Genomic DNA, 26226 nt, shown 5'->3' on the forward strand with positions numbered 1-26226 from the left:
TGCCGAGAGCCGCCTGGATACGTAGCGTGATCGGCACTGAGCCGCACACGGATCTGGGGGGAGGCTGCGGACCGTGGATCCGGCCCGGGATCCACGGTCCGCGCCGTGCCGTCGTCTCTCAGCTGGGGTAGACGCCGTAGGACCGCCAGCCCCGGTCCGGGAAGCCGGCCGCCTCCGCCACCCGCGCCGAGGCCACGTTGCGCCGGTCGTGCAGGTAGGTGGGCACGGCGCCGTCGTCGAGCACCCGGCGGGCGGCCTGGGCCACCAGCCGCCGGGCCAGCCCTCTCCCCCGCGCGGCGGGCACCGTGCCCACCGCCAGCTCGTGCCCGTGCCGGTCGTGCCGCTTGATCCCCACACCGGCCAGGTAGCGGCCCCGATCGTCCCGGACGACGAGCACCGACCGGTCGAACAGGCGCAGCCAGGAGGGCAGCCCGGCGCTAACGGACGGCACCCACTCGCCGACGTCCGGCAGGGGCGCCGGCAGGAGGCTCCACCGGAACACATCGTCGTGGACCGCCCAGCCGGGGTGGCCGACCGCCGCCGGCAACGCGGCTGGCAGGCGACCCGGTTGCCGCGCCAGTTCGCGTACGGCCGCGACCCGATCCGGCGCCACGGAGAGTACGGTGCTCGCGCCGGCGGTGACGGCGACGGCGGGGCGCAGCCGGCCGTCCCAGGCGGGGCGGGCTCGCCGCCCGGATCCGACCACATGCAGGCCGGGGCCGGCCGGCCACTGCCCCAGCCAGCGCGCCAGGTGCAGGTGGAGTCGACGGTCGAGCATCGCCCACCTCCCGCCGGTCGCTGCCGCCTCGACGGCTCACGGTACGACGGGCGGCGCTATCCGGCGCGCCCGATCTGGTGATGATCGCTTCAAACGGGGAACCCTGTCCATTGATCAGCCGTCATACCCATTTCCACACATGGACAAGTTTCTCTGGAATGGTGGAAGTCATGCCGATGCAGCCGAACGACCGTTACCAGCAGGGCAGCGAGCGGACCTGGGGCGCGCACCTGACGGCCGGGCAGTTTCCGGCCCAGCCGCCGCACCGCGGTCGCCGCGCTCGTGTCGGCGCGCTCTCCTGGTCCGAGCTGGACCGGCTCCCGGCGGGCGCCTCCGCCCGGAACCACCTCAACACCCACTGACGCACCAAGATCACATACATCTTGGTGCGCATGACAGCAGCAAGATGGTGTATCATCGAGCACATGACGCGCATCACGGTTGACGTCAACGACGAATGGCTCGATGCCGCGCGGGAGGTGCTGGGCACCGACACCAAGGTGGCAACCATCAATGCCGCCCTGCACGCCTTCGCGGTTCGCCGCCAGGCGCGGGAGATCATCGCGGCCTTCGACCAGGTGGAGATGGACTTCACCGGCTCCGATGAGGCATGGCGCTACGGCGGAGGTCGGAATCTCAGCCGACTCGCCGAGGACGCGCGCGACGCTGAAGCCGCGTGATGGCAGGGGCGGTGTACCTCGCCGACACCTCGGTGTTCGTGCTCCAGGGCAGGCATTCGGCGGTCCGGCGTCGCTTCGAGACGCTGCTGGCGGAAGGTCGCCTGGCGGCCTGCCACATGGCCGCTCTGGAGTTCCTCAACAACGCTCCACACCCGAAGGGTTACGAGATCCTGTGGCGGGCGCTGCGCGGCCACCGGTGGATCGATGTGACATCGGAGGCGATGGACCGAGCCCTCGCGGTGCACCGCATGCTGGCTGCGGACAGCCAGCACCGCAACTTCCGGTTGCCCGATCTGATCATCGCGGCGACAGCGGAGGTGCACGGCGCGACGGTGCTGCACTACGACAGTGACTACGACCGGATCGCGGCGCTCACCGGCCAGCCGACCGAGTGGATCGCTCCGAAGGGAAGCCTCTGACACCGCGCGCGACAGCGAGCCAGCGCGGGCTTTCGCACACCTGTCGGGTAACGTCTGCTGGTCCTTCGACCGGGCATGACAGGAGCTGGCGCATCCATGGGCAAGAAGACGATCCACGTCTCCGACTTCAGCGGCACGGTGCTGGGTACCGACGACGAGGCCGCCCGCGTCGTCGTTCTCGAGCACCCTGATCTGGTGGCCGGGCCCGTGCAACTGGACGCGACCCCGGTCGAGGTGGAGAGCATCGACGATGCCGCCCTGGATGTGGCGGTGGTCGAGATCCACGACCGGCACGGCCACGGTGAGCCGCGCCGGGTGGTGCTGACCGCGAGCGAGTTCGACGCCATGGCCACCGACGTGCCGATGGCGCAGCTGCTGCGGACCGCCGAACGGATACGCCCGCCGAAGGCCCGCCGACGCCCTTCCACCACGTCCTGACGGGGACTACTTCCGCGAGTCCTGGATCTCGCCGAGGGCCGCGAGGAAGTTCGCCTCCACGGCGGCCTTGTCCACGCCGAGACCGGTGAGCACTCCCTCGCCGTCCTCCTGCTCCAGCAGCGCCAGCAGGATGTGCTCGGTGCCGATGTAGTTGTGCCCGAGGCGCAACGCCTCGCGGAAGGTCAGCTCCAGCGCCTTCTTGCCGGCCGCGTCGTACGGGATCAGCTCGGGGATCTCACCCGACGCCGGCGGCAGCACCGCGGTCGCGGCCTCGCGGAGCGCCTCGGCCGACACACCGCCGGCGGCGAGCGCCTTCACGGCCAGCCCGTCCGGCTCGGCCAGCAGGCCGAGCACCAGGTGCGCCGGACCGATCTCGGCGTTCCCGGCGTTGCGGGCCTCGTTCTGCGAGGCCATCACGACGTTGCGGGCGCGCGGGGTGAAGCGGTTGAACCCCTGCTGCAGATCCAGTGGCGCGGCGTCGGACCGGGGCACGAAACGCTTCTGCGCGGCCTGCTTGCTCACCCCCATGCTGCGGCCGATCTCGGTCCAGGAGGCGCCGGATCGTCGGGCCTGGTCGACGAAGTGGCCGATCAGGTGGTCGGCGATCTCACCGATGTGGTCGGCCACCATGACCGCATCGGTGAGCTGGTCGAGCGCGTCGGTGTGGGCCTTCTTGATGGCCTCGATCAACTCGTCGAGGCGGACGGGGTTGTTCATCTGAACTGGGTTCGTCATGCGTCAACTCTAAGTTGACGACACGCGATCGTCAACCATGCGTTGACGGTCATATTCAGGTGAAGATCGTTGTTAACAACCTTGACTAAAGCCGTCCATATCGACAGACTGCGATAGAGAGAGCGCTCTCCCCGCCGCCACCAACCCCAAGGAGTCATCGTGTACGCCTTCTCCCGCAGGCTCCGGCGGGCCGCCGCCGGCCTCGCCGCGGCCGTCGTCGCCAGCGTGCTCGTCCTACCCGTGAACTCCGCGCCCGCCACCGCCGCGATCGGCGGCCTCACCTGGCAGGACGAGTTCAACGCGCCCTCCGGTACGCCGGTCGACCAGTCCAAGTGGCGCTTCGACATCGGCGGCCACGGCTGGGGCAACAACGAACGGCAGTACTACACCAACAGCACCAGCAACGCGGTGCACGACGGGCAGGGCAACCTGGTCATCACCGCCCGCCGGGACAATCCGGCCAACTACCAGTGCCACTACGGCCGGTGCGAGTACACCTCGGCACGGCTGCTGACCGCCGCCACCTTCAGCCAGGCGTACGGTCGGTTCGAGGCGCGCATCAAGATTCCCCGAGGTCAGGGCATCTGGCCCGCCTTCTGGATGCTCGGCAACAACTTCGGCAGCGTCGGCTGGCCGGCCTCCGGCGAGATCGACATCATGGAGAACATCGGCCGGGAGCCCAACACCGTGCACGGCACCGTCCACGGGCCGGGCTACTCCGGCGGCGGCGGGATCGGTGGCAGCCGCACCATCGGGCAACCGCTGGCCGACGCGTTCCACACCTACCGGGTCGACTGGGAACCGAACATCATCCGCTGGTACCTCGACGGCACCGGCATACCTTCAGACTCACATCTGAACTAGTTGCGCTAACCGGCCAACGGTACATGCGCTAACCGGCTAGCGCATGTACGCTAACCACATGTCGCAACTCCCCCTTACCGGCCCACCCCTCGGCCGCCGCCGGTTGCGCGCCAGCATCTATGTGCGGTTGTCCAACGCGGCGGACGAGGCGAACACGTCGCTTGAGAACATGATCGCGGAGTGCCGAGCGGTCTGCGCCGCTGAGGACTTCGCGGAGGCCGCCCTCCACATCGACGACGGAATCACCGGTGGCGTGCGTGACCGGCCCGAGTTCATCGCCTGGCTTGACGACGCCCGGCACCAACGGGCCGACGTGCTGGTTGCTCACCACGTCGACCGGATGACCCGCGAGGGCCTGAACGTAGCCGCGATGATCCTCGACGTACAGGAGGGGAAAGACCCCGCTACGGGCCGGATCATCCGCCCGCCTGTTCGTCTGATCGACACAAAAGGGCTCGATTCCAACAACGGCGTCGCCTTCCGCATCCTGTTCCTGATCAAGGCCGAGACTGCCCGGGAGGAGCGCGAGCGCGCTAAGCAGCGCGTCGCTGGCCGATCACTGCGGTTACGGCTCGCTGGCCGCTGGCCCGGCGGCACGCCCCCGTTTGGGTACGAGATCGTTCCTTCGCCCGACGGCAAAGGAAAGACGCTGGCGCTGTGCCAGAAGGAGACCGACTTCGTCCGAGAGTGCGCAGGGCGCATCCTCATCGGTCACAAGCTCGGGCGCACGGTCCGGTGGCTCAACCGCAACGGTCCAAAGCCGCGCAGGGCTGCTGAGTGGTCCCGAGCCACGCTGAAGCAGGTACTCACCGGGGATCACATCCTCGGTCGGGTGGTGTCTAATGGGGTGGTGCAGCGAGATGAGAAGGGCCGACCCGTAACGCCGTTCCCGGCCGTACTCGATCTCCCTACGGTCCTGGCCCTGCGGAAAGTGCTCGCGTCCGACGAAGAGTACGTTCCGAGGGGCCGGCACCCCGCACGACTCGGGTCAAAGATCATCGAGTGCGACGGCTGCGGGAACTACTTGACGGTTGCCTGGCGGTCTGGACGCCCGGCCCCTCCCGGCAAGCCCGCCCGGCGCCCGCGCGGAGACCTGATCACGTACCGGTGCCAGCGGCGCGCGGAGGGCCGAACCTGCTCGCAGCCCGTAGCAGTGTCCGCCCTGCCATTCGAGGCGCACCTAGAGGAGATGTACCTCCGCGAGTTCGGCCGGTCCCCCCTTGTGGAGCACAAGGTTATGATGCCTGACGACGCCCGGTTGGCCGAAATCGAGGAGGAGCTAGCCCTGTGCGTGGCCCGGCTCGCCCAGAGCGCAACCCCCGAGGGGTTTGCGGAGCTTCAACGGCTACAGGCTGAACGGGACACGCTCAGCGCCGCACCGCGCGAACCGACCATCGTCAAAGTGCTCACCGGCCGGACACTAGCGGAGGAGTGGCACGACCAGGACATCGAGGGGCGGCGTGAGATGCTGACGGACGCGTACGCTGTGCTCCGGCTGGGCCCCGGAAAGCGCGGGAGACACGGGTTTGACCCGGGCCGCCTGTTGGTGATCCCCGCCGAGGGTGAGCACGACCCGGACGACTGAGCGTGTAAACACCCGCCGGGGAGCGCCGGAGCGCGACGCGGGAGTGACGGAGTGACCCCAGTAGCTACACTCCCTTATTTCTTCTTCTAGAGCTTCTTCTTCTTCTAGAGAGAGAAATATAGGAGTGTAGCAACTGGGGTCACTTCTACACTCACCTGCATATTCACAGGGCACGCAGGGTACGGCTAGGGTTACTCACCCGACCGCCCTCGACTACTCACCCCGCCCGCCGGAGGTCTCGAAGATGCGCACCGCCGCCCTGGCCCTGACCCTCGCCCTGACCCCGAGCCCCGCCCCGTCCGACGACCCCGGGTTGCTCGGGCGCGTCGTCGAGGGCGTCACCACCACCGTTGACGACCTCCTCGGGACCGGCCCGAGCGCGACGCCGACCCGCTCCCCCGAGCCCGCCCCGACAACGCCCCCGAGCCCGGCCCGAACACCGCCCACCGAGCCGGCCCCCTCGACCCCCGGCCCCGCCCAGCTCCCCGAGCTGGCCCCCGCACCGCGCTCCGACGCCGTCCGCGAGCCAGCGCCCACCGCAAGCCCTAGTTCGTCCGGGGCGGTCCCGCCCGAGGCGGCGCGGGGCGTTGCCTGGGCGCCCGTGCCTGCCGACGACGATGACGACCGCGTGTATGTCGTCGGCTTCGCCGCGCTGGCGCTGCCGGTGGGCTGGCTCGCCTGGCGCTCCCGCCGCCCGAAGCCCACCCCGGCGCCTGCTCCGTTGTCCGCGGCGCAGTGGGAGGCTGCGTACGAGCTGGGCCGCGCGGACGCGCGCACCCGCCCCGCCGAGGCCGCCCGCGTGATCCCGTTCCGGCGCCCGGACAGCGAGAAGCCCCCGGCCAGCTAGCCGAGGGCTTCCGCGTACGGGTCGGGTCAGGCGCTGCGCTTCGCCAGCTCGACGAAGCCACGCCACGCGGCGGGCTCAAAGGCCAGCGTCCCGCCGTCACGGTCCTTGGTGTCGCGGACGAGGACAACGCCCGCGAGGTTGTCGGCGACCTCGACGCAGTCGCCACCGTTGTTGCCGCTCTTGCTGCTCTTGCGCCACTGCGCACCGGTCATTCTTCCCATGATGCTGTCGCTTCCCTGATGAGGTCGAGGGACTGCTTCCGCGACAGGGCGTCGCCGCGGATTCGCTCCCACCGTCGATTAAGCGTAGCAACCTCGGTCGGCTGGTCGACAATCTGCGACCGCGCCTGACTGTCGACGTTCCCGAGCACGCTCCCGTCTCCCAGCTCAGCCAGCGTGAACGGCCCGCCGAGGCCCGGGTACATGCCGACGCTCGCCGGCACGACGTGCACGGAGATCGAGGGCCGCCGGGCACACATCTCGATGTGCGCGCACTGCTCGTACATGAGCACGCGATCGCCGTACGCGTCCCGGCGCAGGACCATCTCGTCCATCACCACGACGAGTACCGGCGCGTCGTCCCGGTCCAGCACCGCTTGCCGCTGTACGCGCGCTTCGGCGAGCTGGTCGGCCTCCTCGGCGGTCAGCTTCTCTCCGGCGAGCGTCGCCCGTGCGTACTCCTCGGTTTGCAGTAGACCCGGGATCCAGGCGAGCTGAAAGGCGCGCAGCGACACGGCTACACGCTCGATGTCCGCCCACCGCCGGAACCAGGTCGGTTCCTGACGTTTGAGAACGTCCGGCCAGAGGTCCGCCACCTCGCGGCTGAGTGCCGCAGCGACCCGCTTCCGGGTCTTTGGCCGCGGAATGCGCCCGTGGCTTGCCCACCGCGCGGCGGTCTTCGGGTCGACCCCGACCTGAGCCGCGAGACTTTCAGCGGTTTCGCCAGCCTCGGCCATGGCGGCGACAATGGCACGGTTCATTCCTGGTCCTTCCTGGACGTCCATGGGGCGTTGATATTCCATTGTGCTACGGGGTGTGAGCGCCTGGCAACGGTTGGCAGGGTGGTTGGTGTGACGGAGCTGCCGGCAGGAGGCCAAGGGGGTGCCCCCGGCGGCAACGTCCAGGGGCCGCCCCCTCTTCCGGCGAGCACCGGGGCGGCCCCTTCCAACATCGACGGAGGAGGGCCCGCCGTGTCCCAGCAGAAGCCCGCGAACGCCGTCCCGGCGTCGCGCTGGTCCGACCGGCACAACCGTTGCCATGCCCGGTGAGCCGCCGGACCTGCCCCAACGCGTGCCCCTCGCGCCGGGCAGCGTCCCCGCGATCCTCGCGACCGGCTGCGGCCCGCGGGTCCGCCCACTTCGCCGCGCGTCCCTCCCGGCTGCGATCCGGCGCCGCGAGCGTGACCGGGTGAGCGGCGACCTCGACATCCACACCCCGGCCCGCCCGACGTGGCGCTGTCGGGGGTGCGGCGCACCGTGGCCGTGCCAGCCTGCGAAGCTGCGCCTGCTCGCGGCGTACAAGGGCAACATGCCGGGGCTCATGGTCTACCTGGTGAAGCTCCGCCAAGAGGCCGCCGACCAGCTCGCCGAGCTGGACTCGGGCACCCCTCCGGCGGACCTGCACGTCCGGTTCACAGACTGGATTCCGGCCGACCCCTCGAAGTAAGACGCCCGCCCCGGTCGCTGCGGCTATCCCCCGTTGCCGCGCCCGGGGCGGGTCTTTGCGTGAACACCTGTGGCACCGCTGGCGCATATGCTGCACATGACACGAGAGATCGCGGTCCGCTGGCGCGTGCGACCGGGGCGAGAGTGCCGGTACTGCGGCGAGGCGCGGCTGAGTGAGATGGTGCGCCACGCACGCAAGCGGGACGGGCACGCTACGGAATGCCTTAGGTGCTCGCGTGCTCGCTACACCCTCAGCCGTGACGCGCAGAAGGCGCGAGCTGCCGCGTACTACGCCGCGAACCGCGACAAAGTTCTATCTCGCCGCCGAGCGGATCGAGACAGGGTGCTGGCAGGTCAGCGTGCGGTCTTTGCTCGCTACACCGCGCGGACTGACGAGCAAATCTCGGCCTCTCAGTCGCGGCTGCGACCTGACGGGCTGAAGCGCTGCCGTAGGTGCTGCCAACTGGTCGCCCTGAGCGCGTTCACGTCCGACCGGAGCAGGCCCGACGGACTTCATGGGGTCTGCCGCGTCTGTGACAGCTCCAGGCTTCTCCGCATCGCTGCTCCCCGCTGGTCCGACGAAGACCTTCACGCCTGTGTCTACTGCGGCGCCCCGTTTGAGCACGTCGACCACGTCTGGGCGTCGTCCGAGGGCGGTCCCGACCACCCGCAAAACCTCGTCCCCGCGTGCGCTGATTGCAACCTGTCGAAGAACGCCCGCCCCGTCGAAGACTTCATTCCCGCCGACCTGCTCGCGCTGGTCGCTGAATGGCCCGTGAGGGTTGTCGAGTTCGACTGAACACCCGGACCGCCGCTGGCGCATAGGCCCCGTGTCCGAACACGACACGAGGCCCGAGGAGGCCAGCGTGACCGAACCCATCACGATCGAGGCAAGCAACCCGAGCGGCACCCCCGCGACCCTCCACGTTGCAGCGTCGGTGCGCGTTGCGGGCGGGCTGTACCTGGGCACCCGCGCGGGGTATCCCAGCCCGTTCTACTCGCACTTCTCCCCCGCCGCCGCCCGCGAGCTGGGCGCGTGGCTGGTCGAGCGGTACGCCCTGCCGAGCTGGACGCCGAAGGAGGGCGACGAGGTTCGCATCCTGCCGGACGCCGAGGACTACGAAGGCGACACAGTCTCGACCGGCGGCGCGACGCGGGGTGAGGTGGTCGAGGGCGTCGACCGCGACGGCGATATCCGGGTGAAGCTCCTCAACGGCACCCTTCAGGGCTGCCTCGTCTACATGCTCCCGCGGTTCGTTGCCCACGCCGACGCGGTCCTCCCGGCCGACGGGACGCCGGAGCCCGCCGGAGAGCACGCCGACGGTACGCCGGTCGTGATCGTGACCGACGACGCGCAGGGCTGGTCGGGCACGCCGGCCAGGCTGCCGAAGGGCACGCCGGCCGTGATCGTCGAGTCGGCACGGGTGTTCGACGCCCTGCGTGGATACGTCGTCAAGGCCATGCGCGACGGCGCGCTGACGGCGGTCTCGGTCCGTCCCGGCGACGTCGCCCTGTCGATGCCGGCCGAGCCGGAGCCGGAGACGAGCACCGGCACCGAACGGCCCTGGCAGGTCGGCGACGTCGGCGAGCTGACCGAGCACTACATGCTTCACAAGCCCGGCGACCGCATCCGCGTGACCGAGGCCGAGGCCCCGTACGACCCGGAGGACGGGCCGCTGATCCGGGGCGCGTGGCTGGACGGCGAGCAGGACGGCCCCAGCGTCTTCGCCCGCCGGCTGCGCCGCGTGGTCGAGGCCGGTCGGCCCTGGGCCGTCGGCGACGAGGCGATCGTGACGGAGGGCGGGAAGTACGCCGACCGCTTCCGCACGGGCGAGCGGGTCCGGATCAGCAGGGTCGCCCCCTCGGTCAGCGGCGGTACCGACGTGGTGCGCGCCACGTCGATCGCGCGCCCCGCCGAGGACTGGGCCCTTCGTACCGACGTGCTGCGCCGCCCGTAACACCATCGAGAGAGCCCGTCCCCACCTCGGGGGCGGGCTTTTTCGTGTCTCCGGGCCGTGAACACCCGGGCCCCACCTGGCACATAGGCGCTGTGTCCGAACGAGACACGAGCCTGGGAGGGCCTGTGACGCAGATTTTCGAGCACGTCGACCCCTGCGCCGACCGAATGACCGTCGAAACCGGCGGCGAGGACGACCTGATCGTCCGGAACAGCACCGCCGCGCATGTGGGAGTGATTCTCGCCCCCGCCGACGTCGACCGCCTGCGCGACGCCCTGAAGCCGTACGGTACCCGCCGCGACAGCGACGCCCCGGCCGAGGTGGTCGAGGTCGGCGAGGAGTACCGGCTACTGCCCGGCGCGCGGTACACATTGCAGTCAGGCACCCACGCGTCCACTGCCGTCGAGGACGGCGTGACCCGCGTGCGCGTGAAGCGCCGCTGGGGCAGCGACGGTGACTGGGAGGTTGAGGGCCTGGACGGCGCGCGCTCCGAGCGGGCCTACATCGTCCAGCCGAAGTACCTCGCCCCGCTCGACGAGCTGACGCAGGGCACGCCCCCGCTCGCTCCCGGCGACCGGGCGCGCGTGACGGGCGACACGGCGAGCTGGGGTCACGGCTTCAAGGCTGGCGACGTGGTGACCCTGGTTGGGCGGGGCGACAACTACGGCAGCCACCAGGGCAATCCTCGTGGCTGGCTGTGCCAGCACGCCGACGGAGTGACGGATTGGTATGTCCACGCGGACGACCTCGCGCCGCTCGGCTCGCTGGCGACCGACGAGGCGGTCGAGGCCCTGCGCGAACGGCTGGGCGTGGCGCCGACGTTCACGGTCCACGACGAGGCACACGCCTTCTTCGGCACGACGACCGCCGGCCAGCTCGACCCGGCGCGCGTCGCCGCGGTCCGTGAGGCCATGGCGATCCTCGGCGACGACGGCGCGAGCGTCGACCTGGAAGCCCTCCTCGCCGTGGCTGAGTTCCTGATCGGGGACGCGTAGTGAAGCGCCTCTTCCCCTTCGTCCTCGGCGGTGCCCTCCTCGGCGCCGTCGGGGGCCTGGCCTTCGGGCTGGGCAACTGGGCCGCCGCGTGGCTGGTCTGGTTCCTGTACTTCGGTGTCGTCGAGCTGGCGGCGCTGTTCAACTCGCGCGACGGCGACACGTTGAGCGAGCACGTGTGGATGTGGTTCGGCACGAAGCGCCACCCGGCCGACCCGTTCCGCCCGGTGACCGGGTGGACGCGGCTTCGGCGGTTCGTGCTGCTCGCCTTCATGGCGTGGCTGACCTTGCACTTTCTGACTGGGGGGCTGTTCTGACCGCCGTCCTCGGCGACGGGCCGAAGCCGACCGAGGACGCGCCCTCGCCGACGATCGAGGTTGGGCGGGAGTACCGGTTGCTGCCGACCGCTCGCTTTAGCGCGGACCGGTCGGACTTGCCCGAGGAGGGTACGACCCGCGTCCGGGTGGTGGAGGACGCCGACGACGACGGCGACTACCTCGTGATGCCGCTGGACGGGCGGACGGTCGGCGACCCCGGCGATATCACGCGGTTCGTCCTCGGCCGGTACCTCGTGCCGCTCGATGACGCTCCGCGGCCTGCCGCCCCGAACGTCGCCCAGGCGGCGCGGGAGGTGGCCGAGGAGGTCGGGCTGATCACCTTCGCGGGCCGGGCCTTCGCGGCCTTCGCCGACAAGCTCGAAGGGAAGTCCGAGTGACCCGACGCGACAACGAATGGGGCAACAACGGCTGTGCCGGCCCTGCGGCCGTGCTGCGCGTCCTTCCCCTGCTCGCCCTGGGCGGGCTCGTCACGGCAGTTTGGAGCGCGTTGTGAGCCTGACCCCTGAAGAGGCACTGACGAAGGGCCGCGAGTACGTCGCGAGGTTTGGCCCCTTCGGCGACCCGAGCGAGCACGCCAGCCGGGCGCTCGAAGTCGCCACGTTCCTACTGGATTACGACACCCCGGCACCCGCCGACGACCCGGAGCCCGGCCCGCTCGGACCGAAGCGCACAGTCTCCTGCGCGGACACCCCGGCGGACAAGGCCACGGTGCAGGGCGGGATGTCGACCGCACACGGCCCGGCGGTCCGGCTCAGCGTGCACGGGCCGAACGGCGGCGGGCTAGTGATCCTGACGCCGGACGACGCCCGGCGCTTCGCTGCTGGCCTGCTCGACGCCGCCGACGAGGCGGACGGCGGGGCGGGCCGGCTGATGTTCGGCCTCGACGACCTTCCCACCCCGAGTTGAAAGGCACCCCTGTGGAGTCGTTCATGAAGTTCCTCGGCCTCGCCGTGCTGGCGCTCGGAGCCGTCGCACTGCAAGGCTGGTTGTTCATGCTGACCGTCGGGATCATCCGGGGTGAGTGGCTGGCCGGCCTGCCGACAATCGGCTACGGCTCGGCCATCCTCGTTGATGCGCGGCGGACCGTCCCGCAAGTCCGACTGACCCACCCCCACCGAAGGCCCGTCCGGCACCCGCGCTGGGCGGGCCTTCGCTGTATCCAGGAGACGACGTGCCCGATCCGCTCGGCGAGCTGGCCCGCGAGGTTGCCGCCGCACACGCCCTCGACCCGGACGACCTCGCGGCGCGCGTCCGGCGCCAGCTCGCCCGGCGGGCAGCTCGCGGCGCGCAGCCGTTCAAGCGCTGCTCTCGCTGTGCCCGGGAGCTTCCCGCGCTGGCCTTCGCTGAGGACACCGCCGCAGGTGACGGCCTTCAGCGGACGTGCCGCGAATGCAACGCCGCCCGGCTCGCCGGCCGAAGATCCGTGACACCGGACCTTGGCGCATAGGCACTGTAGAGGGAAGGACAGCGTCCGCCCTCGAACCCGCTACGGCCCCGCTCTTCCGACGACCTGTGAGCCCCTCGGGACAGGCTCGGGAGCGGGGCGTATGCGCCTTTGACTAGGTGCCCCCTCGGTCCTCTGCCTTCGGGTATTGACGCTGCCTGCGCTGGACGCAGGGTGCGGACGCGCACGGGCGACCCTCGGCCATGCCGGCATGACGTCGGCCGCATCAGGGTCTTGGGACAGCCGGTAGCACGCCGATAACGGCCCCCACCAACACACAGACCAACGCCCCCGGAGGCGCCCTCCCCACGCGCGCGAGCCCCCGCCTACCGCGGGGTGCTGCTCGCAAGCGCGGGGGGTCGAGCGACCTGGGGGCGTCTTCTTTTACCTGGGGGTGGACCTTGACCTGGGAGGGGTCAGACCGAAGGGCCCGCCTTCCGCATGACTGGGCCCTCCGTCGTGTGAGGGTGCTACGGCGTGACGGCTACCGCTGTAGGCAGCGCTTCAGCACAGGCGCGCTGTGTGGTGCACCTGCATCGCAGGTCGACCACATCGAGCGTGGCGACAACCACGACGAGGACAATCTTCAAGCGCTGTGTGTGTATTGCCACGGCGTGAAGACCGCTGCTGAAGCAGCACAAGCACGACAACCGCGACCGAAGCAAGCGCGCGAAGCCGAGCGTCACCCTGGGGAGCTGTGACGCTCTGTCACCCCTGGGGGGAGGCCCCCTCCCCTCTCCTCCCCTCTACCGAAGCGGCATAGCGCCTCGGGCTCTGTACGGGCGTAGAGGTCGTGACTGAGGGTCAGCATTCGCGCTAAGTAACCATCCGCACCTATCGATGCGCGCTACTGAGCTGCGCCGGGAGCTGGAAACGATGATCTTCGGCCATTCTCGCCTTCACGGCTGGTGGCGCTGGCTACCGCTGTACGTCTCGCCAGTCTTCGAGGACCGTCGCTACCCCTTCCGGACCGCCCGCGGCGTAGCCGTCGGCACCTTCGGCCGCTACTGCTACGCCGTCCGCGTCACTGACTGACCTCGGGCGCCTCGCTTCGACCACCGGGAAACCGCACGGCCGGAACCGCCCCGGCGCAGCGGGAGAAACGGCCGACCAGGGCCGGAGGTGCGTTCCCGCCGAGGTGGGAGAGGCGCCCGCACAGCACAACGCCCGCCGCCGGCACGCAGCCGAACAGCGGGCGTCGAGCGGCACCTACAGCGAGCCCTCGAACAGGGCCGTCGAGTCCTCGAAGGGCGCGGGCTGCACGGTCATCGCGATCTCGCTCGTGTCCTTCGTCGGCGCGCTGAAGACGTACTTCGCGGTGCGCTTCTTCCCGGGCGCCACCGTCGACTCAAACAGGCTGTTGATGTTCTTCGAGCTGTCGAAGACCGCTTCAGCCTGCGTGCCCTCCGCGCCAAACGCCGCAGTCACGATCGCAAGGCTCAGGTCTAGTGGCTCGTCGCCCTGGTTCTCGACCGTGATCGAGAACAGCAGCGCCGTGTTTCCGCGCTGGTGCCCGGCCGCCGATCCCGACGGTGTGAACTTCGCCGGCTTGCTGACGGTCACGACCACGCCCCCGTCGAGCGTCACGGAGTCCTTGCCCATCGTGGCGACCTTCTTCGTCGTCGCCTCGCTGCTCGTCGCGCTGTCGGGCTTCGCGTTGCCCTCGCTGACCGTGCCCGTGTCGCTGCCTCCCCCGCCGCAGCCCAGCGCCACCAGACCGGCGACGACGAAGGCCAGTGCGGACCACCGCTTGTTACGCATTCCTTAAGTCTCCCTTAAGTGGACGAAGGTCGACGTGCATCGTTGCACGGCCCGTCCCCGCACCGCGACGGGCCGTTAGGTCGGCTTTCCGACCCCGTACGGACCCCCGTTTACACGCCCTGAAAGGAGGTCCGCCCGTGGCCCGCGGCACCATGCACGCTCCGAAGCCCGAGGGTCAGCGCCGTCGGCGCAACGCCCCCACGCACGGCGAGACCGTCCTTCCGGCGGACGACGGCACACTCCGCGGCCCCGAGCTGGCCGAGCTGACCGCCGGCCGCGAGTTTCGCGCCGAGACCGTCGCCTGGTTCGACGACTGGCGCCGCTCCCCGCAGGCCGCCATCTTCGAGCGGACCGACTGGCGGCGCCTGGCGACCCTCGCGCCGATCGTCGATGCCTACTGGCGCCGTCCCTCGGCCGCCGCGCTCTCCGAGATCCGAATGAACGAAGAGCGCCTAGGCGCCACGGTCGTCGACCGGATGCGCGCCCGGATGCGGATCGAGTCCGACGCTGAGGCCGCCGAGGGCGACCTTCCCGCCGGGGTGACCTCCCTGACCGAGCGTCGCGCGGGGCTGCGCGACCGGCTCGCGTGACCGCCGAGGACGCCCGGAACGCCGACCTTGAAGAGCTGAAGCGCCTCGCCGCGCTCGAAGCGCGTAAGGCAATCGCCCAGCACGCCCTAACCACGATCGAGGCGTTTCCGCTCGACGGCAGCGTGAAGACGCTCGGTTGGGGTGTCATCGACTGGGTCGAGGAGTGGCTACTTCAGCCCGACGGCGACGAGGCGGGCGAGCCCTACCGGCTGACGCGCGAACAGCTCAACTTCGTCCTCTGGTTCTACGCGGTCGACGACCGCGGGCGCTTTACCTACCGCCGCGCCGTGCTGCGCCGTGCGAAGGGCTGGGGTAAGTCCCCGTTCCTCGGCGCGCTGGCGCTGGCCGAGCTGTGCGGGCCGGTCCGGTTCTCCCACTGGGAGCCCACCGGCCGCAACGAAGACCCCCGCCGGGACTTCGAGCCCGTCGGCAAGCCGCACCCGGCGCCCTGGGTCGTAATCGCGGGCGTCAGCGAGACGCAGACCGAGAACACCATGGCCGCGATCCGCGCCATGGTCGAGCAGTCGCCGCTCGTCGAGGCTGAGGGCCTGGACATCGGCAAGACTCGGATCTTCACGCCTTCCGGCGGAAAGATCATGCCGGTTACCGCGTCCAGTAGCACCCAGGAAGGTGCTAGGCCGTCCTTCGCGATCATGGACGAGACGCACCACTGGACGGAGTCGAACGGTGGTTACGCCCTCGCCCGGGTGATCCGGCGCAACCTGGCGAAGTCCCGCGACGGCATGGCCCGCGCGATCGAGACGACCAACGCCCACGCGCCTGGGCAGGACAGCGTCGCCGAGATCAGCTATCTCGCGTACCTCGCGATGAAGGAGAAGCGCACCCGCGCGACCGGCATCCTGTACGACAGCCGCGAGGCACCCGGTCACATCGACCTCGCCGATCGCGACGCCCTCATGGACGGGCTCGCGATGGCCTACGGCGACTCGCTATGGGTCGACCTCGAACGCATCGCCGAAGAGGTGTACGACCCGGCGACGCCGCCGGAGGAGGCCCGGCGCTTCTACCTAAACCAAATCGTGGCCGCCGCTGATTCGTGGATCGCCCCGCACGAGTACGACGCGAACGAACGCGACGACCTCGCCCCGCTGAAGGTCGCCGAGCCCGGCAAGTGGCGCACGGCCGACACGGTCTGCCTGGGCTTCGACGGCTCGCGCACGGACGACGCGACCGCGCTGGTCGCGGTCCGCATGTCCGACGGCGCGGCGTTCCTGTTGGGCCTCTGGGAGAAGCCCGAGGGTCCGACGGGCGTCGGCTGGGAGGTCAATCAGGACGACGTCCGCGGCGTGGTCGATCACGCCTTCGCGACCCTCGACGTGATCGCGTTCTTCTCGGACGTCGCCTACTGGGAGACCGACGTCGACCGCTGGCGCGAGCTGTACGGGGAACGCCTGCTAGTCAAGGCGACCACCCGACACACGGTCGCCTGGGACATGCGCGGCCACCGCGCCGAGACCGTCCGTGCGATCGAGGCCCTTCACCGGGCCTTCGTCGACAGCGAGGTCCCTCACGACGGCGACCAGCGGCTCCGGCGCCACGTCCTGAACGCCCGTCGCAGGCCGAATCAGTACGGCGTCGGCTTCGGGAAGGAAACCCGGGAGTCGCTGAAGAAGGTCGACGCGCTCGCCGCTCTCCTCCTCGCCGTGATGGCCCGCCAGCGCGTGATCGCTGACGGCGCGCTCGCGAAGCGGCGCAAGCCGACCGGGCGCCTCTACGGCTTCTGACCCCCCGTTTACACGCCTCGAAGGGAGGCCGCTTGTGCCCGCAGACGGCGTGATAGTCGGCCTCGCCGAAGAGCTGATCGGGGAGCACGCGACCGAGACCGGCAACCCGCACAAGGGCGCCGGGAAGGTCGCTCGGTACCTGCGCGGCGAGCACGACCTACCGTACGCCCCGCGCGGCGCCCGTGCGGAGTACCGCGAGATCGCGCGCAAGAGCGTCACGAACTGGCTCCCGCTGATCAGCGAGACGTACGTCAAGGGCCTGTTCGTGGACGGCTTCCGGGCCGGCAACAGCCACGAGAACGCCCGCCCCTGGGCGTACTGGCAGGCGAACCGGCTCGACGCCCGGCAGACGATCGCCACCCGCGGCGCGCTGGAATACGGCGCGAGCTACGTGCGCGTCCTGAGGGCTCCGAAGGCGCCCAGCATCCGCCCCCTGCCCGCGCTGAGCACGTTTGCGCAGTTCGAAGACGACGGTGACGACTGGCCGCTCCACGGGATTCACATCCTGGGCAAGTCGACCGACGGCGACCAGCTCTACGACCTGTACGACGCCACGGCCGTGCACCGGCTCGCCATGCCGAAGGGCGGCGGGACGCTGAGGGTCGTCTCGTCCGCCGCGCATGGGCTCGGCGTGACGCCGCTGGTCCGCTTCCGCGACCGCCTCGACGGCGAGAACCGGGGCATCATCACGCCGCTGCTGACCCTTCAGGACCGGATCAACGAGGCTGTCTTCTCGCTGCTGATCGCGCTTCAGTACGCGTCGTTCAGGCAGCGCTGGGCGACCGGCCTGGCCATCCCAACGGTCGAGGACCCCGACTCCCCGCTCTTCGGCCAGCCCGTCGAGCCATTCCAGGCGGCCGTAGATCGGCTCTGGGTCACCGACAACCACGAAGCCAAGTTCGGCAGCTTCGACCAGACCGACGTGTCCGGACACCTCGAAACCTACGGGTCCGGCGTCCGGACGCTCGCGGCTATCGCCCAGCTCAGCCCTCACGTCCTCCTCGGCGACCTGGTCAACCTGAGTGCTGACGCGCTCGCGGCGGCCGAGGCCAGCACGCAGCGCAAGATCGGCGAGTACGAGACGATCTTCGGTGAGTCGTGGGAGCAGGTGCTACTGCTGGCCGCGCTGGCGGACGGCGACACCGAATCGGCCAACGATGACTCGGCACAGATCCGCTGGCGGGACACCGAGGCCCGCAGCATGGCCGCGACGGTCGACGCCCTGGGCAAGATGGTGCAGATGCTCTCGGTGCCTGCTGAGGCCGCGTGGGAGCGCATCCCGGGCGTGACTGATCAGGACATCAAGCGATGGCGCGAGATGGCGAAGTCCAGCGACGGGCTTACCCAGCTCGCCGCTCAGCTCGCCCGCCGGTCTGAGGCCACCCCGAGCACCGAGGCGACGCCCGAGGCCGCCTGATGGTGCCGACCGCCGCGCAGGTCGCGGATGAGTACCGGCGCCTTCAGTCGCAGCTCAGCGCCGACGCGGCGGCCCGGGTGACCCTCGCCTACGAAACCCTGCTGGACCCGCAGCGCCTCGACGCGACCTTCCCGGCGTACGCCCGCGTGGTGGCCGAGATCGTCGCCGACGCACGGTGGGTATCGGCCCTGACCGCCGGAGCCTTCTACCTCACCCACCGCGAGTCGCTGCGGGTGGTCGACGAGGTCCCGGCGCTGGCGTACGCGGGAGACATCCCGTACGCCCGGCTCGCTACGTCCCTGCTCGTGACCGGCCCCGTGACGGTCAAGCGGGCGACTGCGGACGGCGACTCACCCGCCCAGGCGGCGGCGCGAGGTCGGTCCGCGACCGCGCGAGCCACGATCCGGCACGTCACCAACGCCGGCCGCGAGACGATCCGGGACACCTCCCGTCGTGACCGGCTGGCGCTCGGCTTCGCCCGGGTCACCGACGGCGATCCCTGCTACTTCTGCGCGATGCTCGCGAGCCGCGGGCCGATCTACAAGAGCGCGAAGACCGCAGGTGCCGACGACCCCTACCACGACGGATGTGGCTGTGTAGTCGCCCCGGTCTACCGCCGTAGCGACCCCTGGCCGGGAGCGGCCCGGGAGTACGCGGCGATCTGGAAGGGCGCGACCGCCGGCCTGTCCGGGCCGGACGCAATCAACGCCTTCCGGCGCGCGATGGAAGCGCGCTCCTAGCTCGCGCCCTGCGAGCCCTCACGCGGGCAGGCCCCGCGCTCTCTACCGACCCAGGAGGTCGATCCCCCGTGCCCGAAGAGGCTCCCGTCACCCCGCCTGCGCCCGCTCCGGCGGCGCCCCCGGCAACCCCGCCCGCCCCGGCTCCGGCCGTGCCCGCTGTCAAGCTCGACGGCCCGTACGACGAGGCGCGTGGAATGGCCTTGATCGCCAATCTCCGTGCCGAGCTGGCCGCGGAGAAGGCGAAGCGCTCCGGCCCGTCCCCCGAGGTCGCCGAGCTGAAGACCCAACTCGACGCGATCACGGCGCAGATGGCGCAGACGCAGGCTCAGGCCCTCGAAGCCGCGAAGCGCGCGGCCATTGCTGAGGCCAAGGTGCCGGCCCACCTCGCGGGCTACGTCACCGGCAAGACCGCCGAGGAGATCAAGGCGAGCGCCGAGCAGGTCGCGAAGGACTTCGGCCCCGCCGAGCCCGCCCCGGTCACGCCTCCCCGCGCCCTGCCGCGGCCCGCGCCCGTCTCGGGCCGCGCTCCGGCCGATGCCGCCCCCGCTTTCGACCCTGACGCCGTCGCCCGCGCGGCGCGGCGCTACTGACCTCTGGGAGAGGTAAATGCCGCACGACTTCGTCATTCCGGAGCAGGTGCTCCGGACCGCTATCGCCCTGGTCCGCGACGACCTGGGCACCGCCGGCACCTTCAATCGCGACTACGAGGACAACTTCGGCGGGGGTAAGGGCACCGTCGTGAACGTCCGCGTCCCGGCGACCCTGAAGGCCCGGCGTCGGCTGCTGTCGGCCGACGGTACTCCGATCACGGTCGACACGATCGAAGAGGACACCGTTCCGGTCGCGATGACCCACCACGTCTACAGCGCCGTGGACGTCTCGGACGTCCAGATGCGTATGGACATCGAGTCCTTCGCCCGGCAGGTGGTCGTGCCACAGGTCCGGGGCATCGTCGAGGACATCGAGAACTTCGCTGTCGAGACCTTGCAGGCGCTCCCCGAGAGCGTCGGCCTGCCGTACGACCCGGAGAAGCCCCACCTGCTGTTCACCCGCGCCCGGAAGATCCTGCGAGACCTGGGCCTGTCCGCCGATGGCCTGTGGGCCGCGTGCGGTACCGGCGTCTACGCCGATCTGGTTGACGCGAACGCGTTCACCAGCGTGTCCGAGTCCGGCTCTGCCGAGGCACTGCGCAACGCGAACGTCGGCCGGGTGCGGAGCTTCAACACCGTCGAGAACAACCGGCTGGCTGATGACGAGGTGGTCTTCTACGGCCGCGACTCCTTCACCCTGGCCATCCGCGCGCCCTTCCCGCCGGACGGCGCTGCGTTCTCCGCGAGCGATTCGGCAAACGGCTTCGCGATGACCTGGGTCAAGGACTACGACAGCCAGGTCTTGAAGGACCGGTCGGTCTTCCAGACCTACATCGGTACCAAGGCCATGCAGGTCAAGCGGCTGGACAAGAGCGGCACGACCTCGCTGGTCACTCCGGCGCTGCGCGTGCTGACCGGCACCGAGCCGGACGAGGACTGACTCCATGCCCCTGCCCCCGCTCGCCCCGGTCGCCGAGCTAGAGCGGCGGCTGGGGCAGGCCCCGGGGTCGCTGTCCGGATCTGACCTCGTCCGGGCGGGTGTGGCGCTGGAAGACGCGTCCACGCTCGTCCGGGCTGAGGCCGGACGGGACTGGGTCGCCGAGGACGGTACGACGGTCACGGCCCCGGCCGTGATCGTGACGGTCGTCCTCGGTGCCGCCCTGCGGGCCTACCGCAACCCTGACGGGTACTCCGGTGAGTCCGTCGGCGACTACTCCTACCAATACGCACGCGAGTCGACGTCGGGCTACCTGACGTCGGCGGAGCGCACGATCGTGCTCCGCGCAGCCGGCAAGCTCCCGGGCTCGGGTGTTTACACGGTCCGCACGCCGAGCGCGTACGGAGGTCCGGGTGAGCCGGACCCGATGCCGGGGGTGGTCGCGTGAGGTACCCCGACACAGTGATCGTGCTCCGACAGACGACCGCCGACGAGTATGGCAACCCGGGGTCCGGGCCACACGCGCCCGTCGGCGAGCTGGCCGGGTTCCTGACCGGCTCGGCCGTCTTCATGCCGCCCGGCGCCGACGTCGAGCGCGGCGACCGCCTCACGATCGGCGAGGACACGTACGACGTGCCCGACGACCCGAAGCGGCTGCGCTCGCCCTCGCGCGAGGTCATGACCCGCGTTGCTGTCCAACTCAGACGGAGGTGATCCGGTGCGCAAAGTCAAGATCGACTATGACGGTATCCGGACCATCCTGAAGAGCGCGGGCGTGGGCGTGCTGATCGACGGCGCGACCGCCGCGGTACACGCGCAGGTCGCCGCGCATCAGTCGGTGGTGCGCCACCGGATGCCGGTTGAGTCGGACCGCTACCAGACCGACCGTGAGGCCGGCGCGGTGACGATCGCCCACGCGGGCGGGCTGGCGGTCGAGGCGAAGTACGGCGCGCTGATTCAGGCGGCGGCGTCGGTCGGGCTCGAAGTGACCGAGCGGAAGGCCGACGGCGTGTGACGACCCTGATCATGCACGCCGACCCCCGCGCGGCTGTGCTAGCGATCCTGCGCGAGCGGTTCCCCGAGGTCACCTTCGGCACGAAGCGCCTCGAAGACTTCGCCGCGGGCGACGTGCCGGCGCTGCCGTACGCACGCGTCTCGTGCGACGGGACCTTCGTCCGCCAGCGGGTCGGCCTCTCCGCGACCGTCCGCGTGGCCGTCTGGGGCGAGACCGACGCCGGAGGCTGCGACCTCTCGGCCCGCACGCACGCCGCACTACTCGCCTATGAGGGCGGCCCGGACGTGCGCGGCTTCGGCCCGCAGACCGGACCGCTTCCCACGGGCGACCCGGATACCGGGCAGCCCCTCTGTTCTTTCACCGTTTCTGCGCGGATGCGTCCGCGCGCCGCGTAAGGAGGCCCGATGGCGGGCGACCCGACCAATGCCGGCCAGTGGGCCGGCGCCGATGTCTTCGTGGCCCCGGTGGGCACCGCCGGCCCGACCGACCTGACGACTCCCTGGGGAGTCGACTGGGAGGTGGCCGGGCTCCTCGACGGTGAGGAGGGCTTCACCTGGGAGCGCGACATGGAGGAGGCCGAGCACTTCGCATGGGGCGGCATCCTCGTCCGGAAGACGCGCTCGAAGCACAAGCGCACCGTGAAGTTCGTTGCCCTCGAAGACAACGAGGTCACCTTCGAACTGGCCAACCCGGGCAGCTCGCGCACCACGGCCGACGGCGTGACCACGTCCATCGTGCGGGTGCCGCTCTCGGCGGACTTCGCGATCGGTATGGAGCTGCGCGACGGCAACAAGGTCAAGCGCCGGATTATCAAGCGCGCGACCGCCGACGTGGACGGCGAGGTCAAGGAATCCGAGAACGAGCTGACCGCGACCAGTTTCCTCGTGACCCTCTACCCCGAGGCGAACGGCGACCTCTACACCGAGCTGTCCGGCGAGATCGACTGACCTCGTCGCGCTAACCGGTCAACGCAACACCCCGGCCCCGGGACCGCCGCGCGGACGGTCTCGGGGCCCTTCTTCCGCGCCCTCCGCGCCGACTCCCCGAGGAGACCCCATGTCCAACCCCGCCAAGGCCGAGGCCACCGGCCAGCCGGTCACCTTCGAGCACGCCGGCCAGAGCTACACCGTGCCGCCTACCGCTCAGTGGGACCTCGACGCCATGGAGGCGTACGAGCTGGGCAACATCGTGACCTGCGTCAAGCTGCTGCTTGGCCCCGCGCAGTTCGAGCAGTTCAAGCCGCGGGGCACGAAGCGCACCGTTGGCGACCTGCGCGACATCTTCGACGCGATCCAGAACGCGGCCGACGTCCCAAACTGACGCAGCTCGCCGCGCTGATCCGTGACCGTGACCGCCGCCGGGCGCTGGAAGCTGACCTCCGTCGGTACTACGGCGTCCGGCTCACGGACCTATGGCGCGGCGGGCTGTCTTGGCGCGAGCTGAGTATCTACGTCGAGCACCTTCCGCCGGGCTCGGCGACCTGGGCTGCGGACCACGGCGTGACGTACGGAGCTGACCCGACGGTCGCCCTCCTCGCCGACATCTACGGCGCCCTGACCGGCGAGCCCCACCCCATGCGCCCAGCTCCCGTTGCGAAGCCCGCGGCGAACAAGCCCAGCGTCATCGACCGCCTGAAGGCGCAGCGCGAGCGGATCGCGCGACAGAGAGGCGAGATCCCATGAGTACCCGCGTCGGCTGGGCGACTATTCAGCTAATCCCGTCGGCGAGGGGCTTCGGGAAGCACACTCGCCGTGAGATCGAGCCTCACCTGCGCGAGACCGGGAAGATGAGTGGCCTCGTCTTCGGCCGGTCCTTCAACGACTCGGCCGACCGGAGCACTCGCGGCGGCGGGCTCCGCGCAGCCCGGAACCTCGTTGCGGGCCTCGGCGAGACGCTGACCTCCGGCGTTCTCTCGTCCTTCAAGATGGCCTTCAAGTGGGGGCCGCTGATCGCGATCGTGGCCGCAGCTGGCGCAGCGGCCTGGGCCGTGCTCGGCGCCACCCTGCACGCCACGTTGCTCGCGGCGCTCGGCCTGGGCGTGATCGCCGCAGGTGTGGCCGCCTCCATCCGCGCGCCAGCGGTGAAACGGGCGTGGTCCGGCTTCGTCGACGACGGCAAGAAAGCCCTCAAACAGTTCGCGAAGCCGTTCGAGGCGCCGATGATCCGCGCCGCCGGCACGTTCCGGAAGGCGCTCGGGAAGATCGACCTGGGCGCGCTCGGTAAGGACAGCGCCCCACTGGTCGATGGCCTCGCCGGCTCGCTGGCCGACATGGTGACCGGCCTGGTACCCCGCCTGACCACGGCCGTTAAGGGGCTGGCCCCGGTCATCGACGGCCTGGACTTCGGCGCGCTCGGCCGCGGCCTGGGCGACATGTTCGTAATCCTCGCCGAAGGCGCACCCCTGGCCGGGCGGTTCCTTCAGGGCCTCTTCGGAGGCATGGAGCGCTGGCTCCCGGCGCTCGGCCGGCACCTCGTCTCCCTGACCGAGCGGTTCTTCCGCATGGTCGCGGTCGGGCGCCAGATCCACGCGGCCGTCGGCCCCGCGATCGAGCGCGTCCGCGCGACCGTCGCCCGGCTCTTCGGTGCTGTCGAGGGCAGCGACGCGCTCGGCCGCCTGCGCGGATACTTCGACACCCTGCGCGCCCCGCTGGCGACGCTCGGCGAGACGTTCCGCACGGTCGGCGGGCGGTTCGCCAAGATATGGACCACGCAGCTACGGCCGTTCTTCGCCGAGCTGGGCGAGCGGGCCGCGCCGATGTTCCGCGAGTGGGGCGAGACCATTCGGTCCGTCCTGACGGATCTCTCGCCGATCGTCGACGGCGCCTCGCGGGTCTTCGATTTCCTCTGGACGAAGCTCGGTATCGGCTCGGTCGTGCTCGGCACTATCAAGTCTGTCTTTGGCGGCATCGTCGATGTGGTCACCGGCAACATCCGCATTATCCGAGGGCTGTTCACGCTGCTCGCCGGCATCTTCACGGGTGACTGGTCGCGGATGTGGGATGGCCTGAAGACCATAGCCTCTGGTGCCTGGAAGATCATCGTAGGCGCCTTCCAGATCCTCATGATCGGCCGCCTCGGCGGCCTGGCAAAGGGCCTGCTCGGCAAGCTCGGCGGCTGGTTCTCCGGCATGTTCGGCAAGATCAGCGGCTGGGCGCTGACCTGGGTAAACACCCTGCTCGCCCGTGGGCTGCTGCTGCGCTCGCGGCTGCTCAGCACGGTCTCCGGCCTCGTCTCGCGCGTGGTCGGGTTCTTCACCTCGATGATGTCGCGCGGCTTGTCCGCGTGGACCGCTGGCGCAGGCCGAATCCTAGGCGCGGCGCGAAATCTGGCATCGCGCGTGACCGCGCCGATGCGTGAGCTGGTCGGGCGCTTCCGCTCGATCGCTGGCGACGTGATCTCCGGCTTCATCAACGGCATCCGTGCTGGCGCTGGTCGGATCATCTCGGCGGTTCGCTCGGCGATCACCAACAGCCTGCCCGCCTACGTCAAAAAGGCGCTCGGCATCCACTCGCCGAGCCGGGTTTTCATGGGCCTCGGCCGGCACGTGTCGGAGGGCATGGCCCGCGGCATCAGCCAGAAGGCCGGCGCCGTGACGAAGGCGGTCGCCGCGCTGGCCCGCATCCCGGACGCCTCGACTGTCAACGTCGGCACGGTCACGGCCGCAGCCCGGGGCCGCTCGTCCGGATCGCCGCTGATTGGTCAGCTCACGCTCGCGCCGTCCGGCGAGTCCGTCCGCGACCAGCTCGACGAGGTCACGTGGGCGCTGCGGCGCATCCAACGGGGAGGCGTCTATGCGTGACGGAGAGATGCGGCTGCTCTACAGCGGCACGGACATCACCTGGGGACCGGCCGATCTGCCCATCGTGACGGTCGGTCCCCCGGACTGGGGCGACGTCGAGATCCGGTCGGAGGACGAGCCCCGCCCGCGCGAGGACGGCGTGATGATGGGCGACGACTACCGGGGCAACCGTGTGGTCACGCTAGAGCTGGGCGTCTTCGGCGCCACCGAGGCCGCCGCCCGCACGACCCTCGCGGGGCTGTCGCGGGCGTGGCGAGGCGACACGATCCGCCGCACGCCCCGGGTGGCCGCCGAGCTGCGCACGCGCAACGCAGGCCGAGAGCGAGCCGTCTTCGGCCGTCCGCGGCGGTTCGCCGTCGAGGAAAACGAAGCGCAAGAGGGCGTGCTGCTGGTCGGCGCGACCTTCGAGACGGTCGACGACCTCTTCTACGCAACCACCGAGACCGTCCGGACCGTGACCCTCGCACCGCCCCTAGGCGGCGGACTGACCGGCGTCCTCGGCTCCCCGCTGACGACCACCGCGACGTCGGACCGGTCGGCGGTGCTCGACGTGGGCGGCGAGCTGCCTGCGTGGCCCGTGCTACAGATCCGCGGGCCGATCACCAACCCGGTCGTCGAGATCCTTGGCCGCTGGCGGGTGGAGTTGCGCACGACGATCGCCGTCGGTCGCACGGTGACGGTTGACCCTCGCCCCTGGTCGCGGTCGGTGCTGCTCAACGGCGGCGGGTCGGTAGCTGGCGCTCTCACGCGCACCTCGCCTCGCCTCGCCGACATGACCATTCCTCCTGGCCGTCACGAGGTCGCCTTCCGTGGCACCGACGAGACCGGCACCTCTTCCGTGCGGATCGCCTGGCGCGACGCGCACGCATCCCCGTAAGGAGCGTGTAAACG

At 70.4% G+C, this 26226-nt stretch carries 35 protein-coding genes and 1 pseudogene; 31 read left to right on the forward strand and 5 right to left on the reverse strand.

Annotated elements, in window-relative coordinates; genetic code table 11:
• Positions 1 to 118: 118 nt before the first annotated feature.
• Positions 119 to 778, reverse strand: coding sequence for a GNAT family N-acetyltransferase (locus O7615_RS02100; RefSeq protein WP_278175452.1), 660 nt, complete (start codon positions 776 to 778; stop codon positions 119 to 121).
• Positions 779 to 954: 176 nt separating this feature from the next.
• On the opposite strand from O7615_RS02100, the gene O7615_RS02105 reads away from it, so the two are divergent.
• From O7615_RS02105 to O7615_RS02120, 4 genes and pseudogenes are all read left to right on the forward strand, one after another.
• On the forward strand, positions 955 to 1140 hold the full coding sequence (locus O7615_RS02105) for a hypothetical protein (protein ID WP_278181952.1): 186 nt from the start codon (positions 955 to 957) through the stop codon (positions 1138 to 1140).
• A 63-nt stretch (positions 1141 to 1203) separates the two neighbouring features.
• Entirely contained in the window at positions 1204 to 1458 is a 255-nt protein-coding gene (locus O7615_RS02110) for a type II toxin-antitoxin system VapB family antitoxin (RefSeq protein ID WP_278175453.1), read from the forward strand.
• The gene (locus tag O7615_RS02115) at positions 1458 to 1877 is read left to right on the forward strand and encodes a PIN domain nuclease (RefSeq protein ID WP_278175454.1); all 420 of its coding nucleotides are present in this window, start codon (positions 1458 to 1460) and stop codon (positions 1875 to 1877) included. Before O7615_RS02110 ends, O7615_RS02115 begins: the two co-directional genes overlap by 1 nt.
• A gap of 96 nt (positions 1878 to 1973) precedes the next feature.
• A pseudogene (locus O7615_RS02120) lies at positions 1974 to 2294 on the forward strand (hypothetical protein); the annotation flags it as partial.
• Positions 2295 to 2321: 27 nt separating this feature from the next.
• Here O7615_RS02120 and O7615_RS02125 read toward each other — a convergent pair.
• Positions 2322 to 3050, reverse strand: coding sequence for a Clp protease N-terminal domain-containing protein (locus O7615_RS02125; protein WP_278175455.1), 729 nt, complete (start codon positions 3048 to 3050; stop codon positions 2322 to 2324).
• Positions 3051 to 3209: 159 nt separating this feature from the next.
• Between O7615_RS02125 and O7615_RS02130 the strand changes: the two genes are divergently transcribed.
• The 3 genes from O7615_RS02130 (at position 3210) to O7615_RS02140 (ending at position 6346) form a co-directional block, all read left to right on the forward strand.
• On the forward strand, positions 3210 to 3914 hold the full coding sequence (locus tag O7615_RS02130) for a glycoside hydrolase family 16 protein (protein WP_278175456.1): 705 nt from the start codon (positions 3210 to 3212) through the stop codon (positions 3912 to 3914).
• A gap of 58 nt (positions 3915 to 3972) precedes the next feature.
• Positions 3973 to 5499 (forward strand): recombinase family protein, encoded by a 1527-nt coding sequence (locus O7615_RS02135; protein ID WP_278175458.1) that lies wholly within the window; start codon positions 3973 to 3975, stop codon positions 5497 to 5499.
• A gap of 244 nt (positions 5500 to 5743) precedes the next feature.
• Positions 5744 to 6346: a hypothetical protein gene (locus tag O7615_RS02140; RefSeq protein WP_278175459.1), complete on the forward strand. Its 603-nt coding sequence runs from the start codon at positions 5744 to 5746 to the stop codon at positions 6344 to 6346.
• 26 nt (positions 6347 to 6372) lie between these two features.
• Here O7615_RS02140 and O7615_RS02145 read toward each other — a convergent pair whose 3' ends face one another.
• On the reverse strand, positions 6373 to 6558 hold the full coding sequence (locus O7615_RS02145) for a DUF397 domain-containing protein (RefSeq protein WP_278175461.1): 186 nt from the start codon (positions 6556 to 6558) through the stop codon (positions 6373 to 6375).
• Positions 6555 to 7325: a DUF5753 domain-containing protein gene (locus O7615_RS02150; protein WP_278175462.1), complete on the reverse strand. Its 771-nt coding sequence runs from the start codon at positions 7323 to 7325 to the stop codon at positions 6555 to 6557. Before O7615_RS02150 ends, O7615_RS02145 begins: the two co-directional genes overlap by 4 nt.
• A gap of 277 nt (positions 7326 to 7602) precedes the next feature.
• On the opposite strand from O7615_RS02150, the gene O7615_RS02155 reads away from it, so the two are divergent.
• The 9 genes from O7615_RS02155 (at position 7603) to O7615_RS02195 (ending at position 13776) form a co-directional block, all read left to right on the forward strand.
• Positions 7603 to 8010 (forward strand): hypothetical protein, encoded by a 408-nt coding sequence (locus O7615_RS02155; RefSeq protein ID WP_278175464.1) that lies wholly within the window; start codon positions 7603 to 7605, stop codon positions 8008 to 8010.
• 342 nt (positions 8011 to 8352) lie between these two features.
• Positions 8353 to 8808 (forward strand): HNH endonuclease signature motif containing protein, encoded by a 456-nt coding sequence (locus O7615_RS02160; protein WP_278175465.1) that lies wholly within the window; start codon positions 8353 to 8355, stop codon positions 8806 to 8808.
• A gap of 67 nt (positions 8809 to 8875) precedes the next feature.
• Positions 8876 to 9967: a hypothetical protein gene (locus O7615_RS02165; protein WP_278175466.1), complete on the forward strand. Its 1092-nt coding sequence runs from the start codon at positions 8876 to 8878 to the stop codon at positions 9965 to 9967.
• A gap of 125 nt (positions 9968 to 10092) precedes the next feature.
• Positions 10093 to 10962, forward strand: a complete 870-nt coding sequence (locus O7615_RS02170; RefSeq protein ID WP_278175467.1) for a hypothetical protein — start codon at positions 10093 to 10095, stop codon at positions 10960 to 10962.
• A complete protein-coding gene (locus O7615_RS02175) occupies positions 10962 to 11276 on the forward strand; it encodes a hypothetical protein (protein ID WP_278175469.1) in 315 nt (104 codons plus the stop codon). Before O7615_RS02170 ends, O7615_RS02175 begins: the two co-directional genes overlap by 1 nt.
• Positions 11237 to 11674: a hypothetical protein gene (locus tag O7615_RS02180; RefSeq protein ID WP_278175470.1), complete on the forward strand. Its 438-nt coding sequence runs from the start codon at positions 11237 to 11239 to the stop codon at positions 11672 to 11674. Before O7615_RS02175 ends, O7615_RS02180 begins: the two co-directional genes overlap by 40 nt.
• Positions 11675 to 11786: 112 nt before the next feature.
• Positions 11787 to 12203, forward strand: coding sequence for a hypothetical protein (locus O7615_RS02185; protein WP_278175471.1), 417 nt, complete (start codon positions 11787 to 11789; stop codon positions 12201 to 12203).
• 23 nt (positions 12204 to 12226) lie between these two features.
• Positions 12227 to 12724 (forward strand): hypothetical protein, encoded by a 498-nt coding sequence (locus O7615_RS02190; RefSeq protein ID WP_278175472.1) that lies wholly within the window; start codon positions 12227 to 12229, stop codon positions 12722 to 12724.
• A gap of 857 nt (positions 12725 to 13581) precedes the next feature.
• Positions 13582 to 13776: a hypothetical protein gene (locus tag O7615_RS02195; protein WP_278175473.1), complete on the forward strand. Its 195-nt coding sequence runs from the start codon at positions 13582 to 13584 to the stop codon at positions 13774 to 13776.
• Positions 13777 to 13950: 174 nt separating this feature from the next.
• Here O7615_RS02195 and O7615_RS02200 read toward each other — a convergent pair whose 3' ends face one another.
• A complete protein-coding gene (locus tag O7615_RS02200) occupies positions 13951 to 14502 on the reverse strand; it encodes a DUF4352 domain-containing protein (RefSeq protein ID WP_278175474.1) in 552 nt (183 codons plus the stop codon).
• 137 nt (positions 14503 to 14639) lie between these two features.
• Between O7615_RS02200 and O7615_RS02205 the strand changes: the two genes are divergently transcribed.
• The 15 genes from O7615_RS02205 to O7615_RS02275 all read left to right on the forward strand — a co-directional run bounded on the left by O7615_RS02205 (position 14640) and on the right by O7615_RS02275 (position 26212).
• The gene (locus O7615_RS02205; RefSeq protein ID WP_278175475.1) at positions 14640 to 15092 is read left to right on the forward strand and encodes a hypothetical protein; all 453 of its coding nucleotides are present in this window, start codon (positions 14640 to 14642) and stop codon (positions 15090 to 15092) included.
• The gene (locus tag O7615_RS02210) at positions 15089 to 16837 is read left to right on the forward strand and encodes a terminase (RefSeq protein ID WP_278175476.1); all 1749 of its coding nucleotides are present in this window, start codon (positions 15089 to 15091) and stop codon (positions 16835 to 16837) included. Before O7615_RS02205 ends, O7615_RS02210 begins: the two co-directional genes overlap by 4 nt.
• Positions 16838 to 16871: 34 nt before the next feature.
• On the forward strand, positions 16872 to 18254 hold the full coding sequence (locus O7615_RS02215) for a phage portal protein (RefSeq protein ID WP_278175477.1): 1383 nt from the start codon (positions 16872 to 16874) through the stop codon (positions 18252 to 18254).
• The gene (locus tag O7615_RS02220; protein ID WP_278175479.1) at positions 18254 to 18994 is read left to right on the forward strand and encodes a hypothetical protein; all 741 of its coding nucleotides are present in this window, start codon (positions 18254 to 18256) and stop codon (positions 18992 to 18994) included. Before O7615_RS02215 ends, O7615_RS02220 begins: the two co-directional genes overlap by 1 nt.
• A 149-nt stretch (positions 18995 to 19143) precedes the next feature.
• The gene (locus tag O7615_RS02225) at positions 19144 to 19584 is read left to right on the forward strand and encodes a DUF4355 domain-containing protein (RefSeq protein WP_278175480.1); all 441 of its coding nucleotides are present in this window, start codon (positions 19144 to 19146) and stop codon (positions 19582 to 19584) included.
• 16 nt (positions 19585 to 19600) lie between these two features.
• On the forward strand, positions 19601 to 20524 hold the full coding sequence (locus O7615_RS02230) for a P22 phage major capsid protein family protein (protein ID WP_278175482.1): 924 nt from the start codon (positions 19601 to 19603) through the stop codon (positions 20522 to 20524).
• 4 nt (positions 20525 to 20528) lie between these two features.
• Complete coding sequence (locus O7615_RS02235) at positions 20529 to 20969, forward strand: hypothetical protein (RefSeq protein ID WP_278175484.1); 441 nt, start codon at positions 20529 to 20531, stop codon at positions 20967 to 20969.
• Positions 20966 to 21235, forward strand: a complete 270-nt coding sequence (locus tag O7615_RS02240; protein ID WP_278175485.1) for a hypothetical protein — start codon at positions 20966 to 20968, stop codon at positions 21233 to 21235. Before O7615_RS02235 ends, O7615_RS02240 begins: the two co-directional genes overlap by 4 nt.
• A 4-nt stretch (positions 21236 to 21239) precedes the next feature.
• Positions 21240 to 21536: a hypothetical protein gene (locus O7615_RS02245; RefSeq protein WP_278175486.1), complete on the forward strand. Its 297-nt coding sequence runs from the start codon at positions 21240 to 21242 to the stop codon at positions 21534 to 21536.
• Entirely contained in the window at positions 21533 to 21931 is a 399-nt protein-coding gene (locus tag O7615_RS02250; RefSeq protein ID WP_278175487.1) for a hypothetical protein, read from the forward strand. Before O7615_RS02245 ends, O7615_RS02250 begins: the two co-directional genes overlap by 4 nt.
• A gap of 9 nt (positions 21932 to 21940) precedes the next feature.
• Complete coding sequence (locus O7615_RS02255) at positions 21941 to 22483, forward strand: hypothetical protein (protein WP_278175488.1); 543 nt, start codon at positions 21941 to 21943, stop codon at positions 22481 to 22483.
• A gap of 109 nt (positions 22484 to 22592) precedes the next feature.
• Positions 22593 to 22856 (forward strand): hypothetical protein, encoded by a 264-nt coding sequence (locus O7615_RS02260; RefSeq protein WP_278175490.1) that lies wholly within the window; start codon positions 22593 to 22595, stop codon positions 22854 to 22856.
• A gap of 179 nt (positions 22857 to 23035) precedes the next feature.
• On the forward strand, positions 23036 to 23218 hold the full coding sequence (locus O7615_RS02265; RefSeq protein ID WP_278175491.1) for a hypothetical protein: 183 nt from the start codon (positions 23036 to 23038) through the stop codon (positions 23216 to 23218).
• A gap of 104 nt (positions 23219 to 23322) precedes the next feature.
• Positions 23323 to 25335 (forward strand): hypothetical protein, encoded by a 2013-nt coding sequence (locus O7615_RS02270; protein ID WP_278175492.1) that lies wholly within the window; start codon positions 23323 to 23325, stop codon positions 25333 to 25335.
• Positions 25328 to 26212, forward strand: a complete 885-nt coding sequence (locus O7615_RS02275) for a hypothetical protein (RefSeq protein WP_278175493.1) — start codon at positions 25328 to 25330, stop codon at positions 26210 to 26212. The genes O7615_RS02270 and O7615_RS02275 overlap by 8 nt, the downstream gene beginning before the upstream one ends.
• Positions 26213 to 26226 lie beyond the last annotated feature (14 nt).

The organism is Micromonospora sp. WMMD1082 (assembly GCF_029626175.1).
Classification (GTDB): domain Bacteria; phylum Actinomycetota; class Actinomycetes; order Mycobacteriales; family Micromonosporaceae; genus Micromonospora.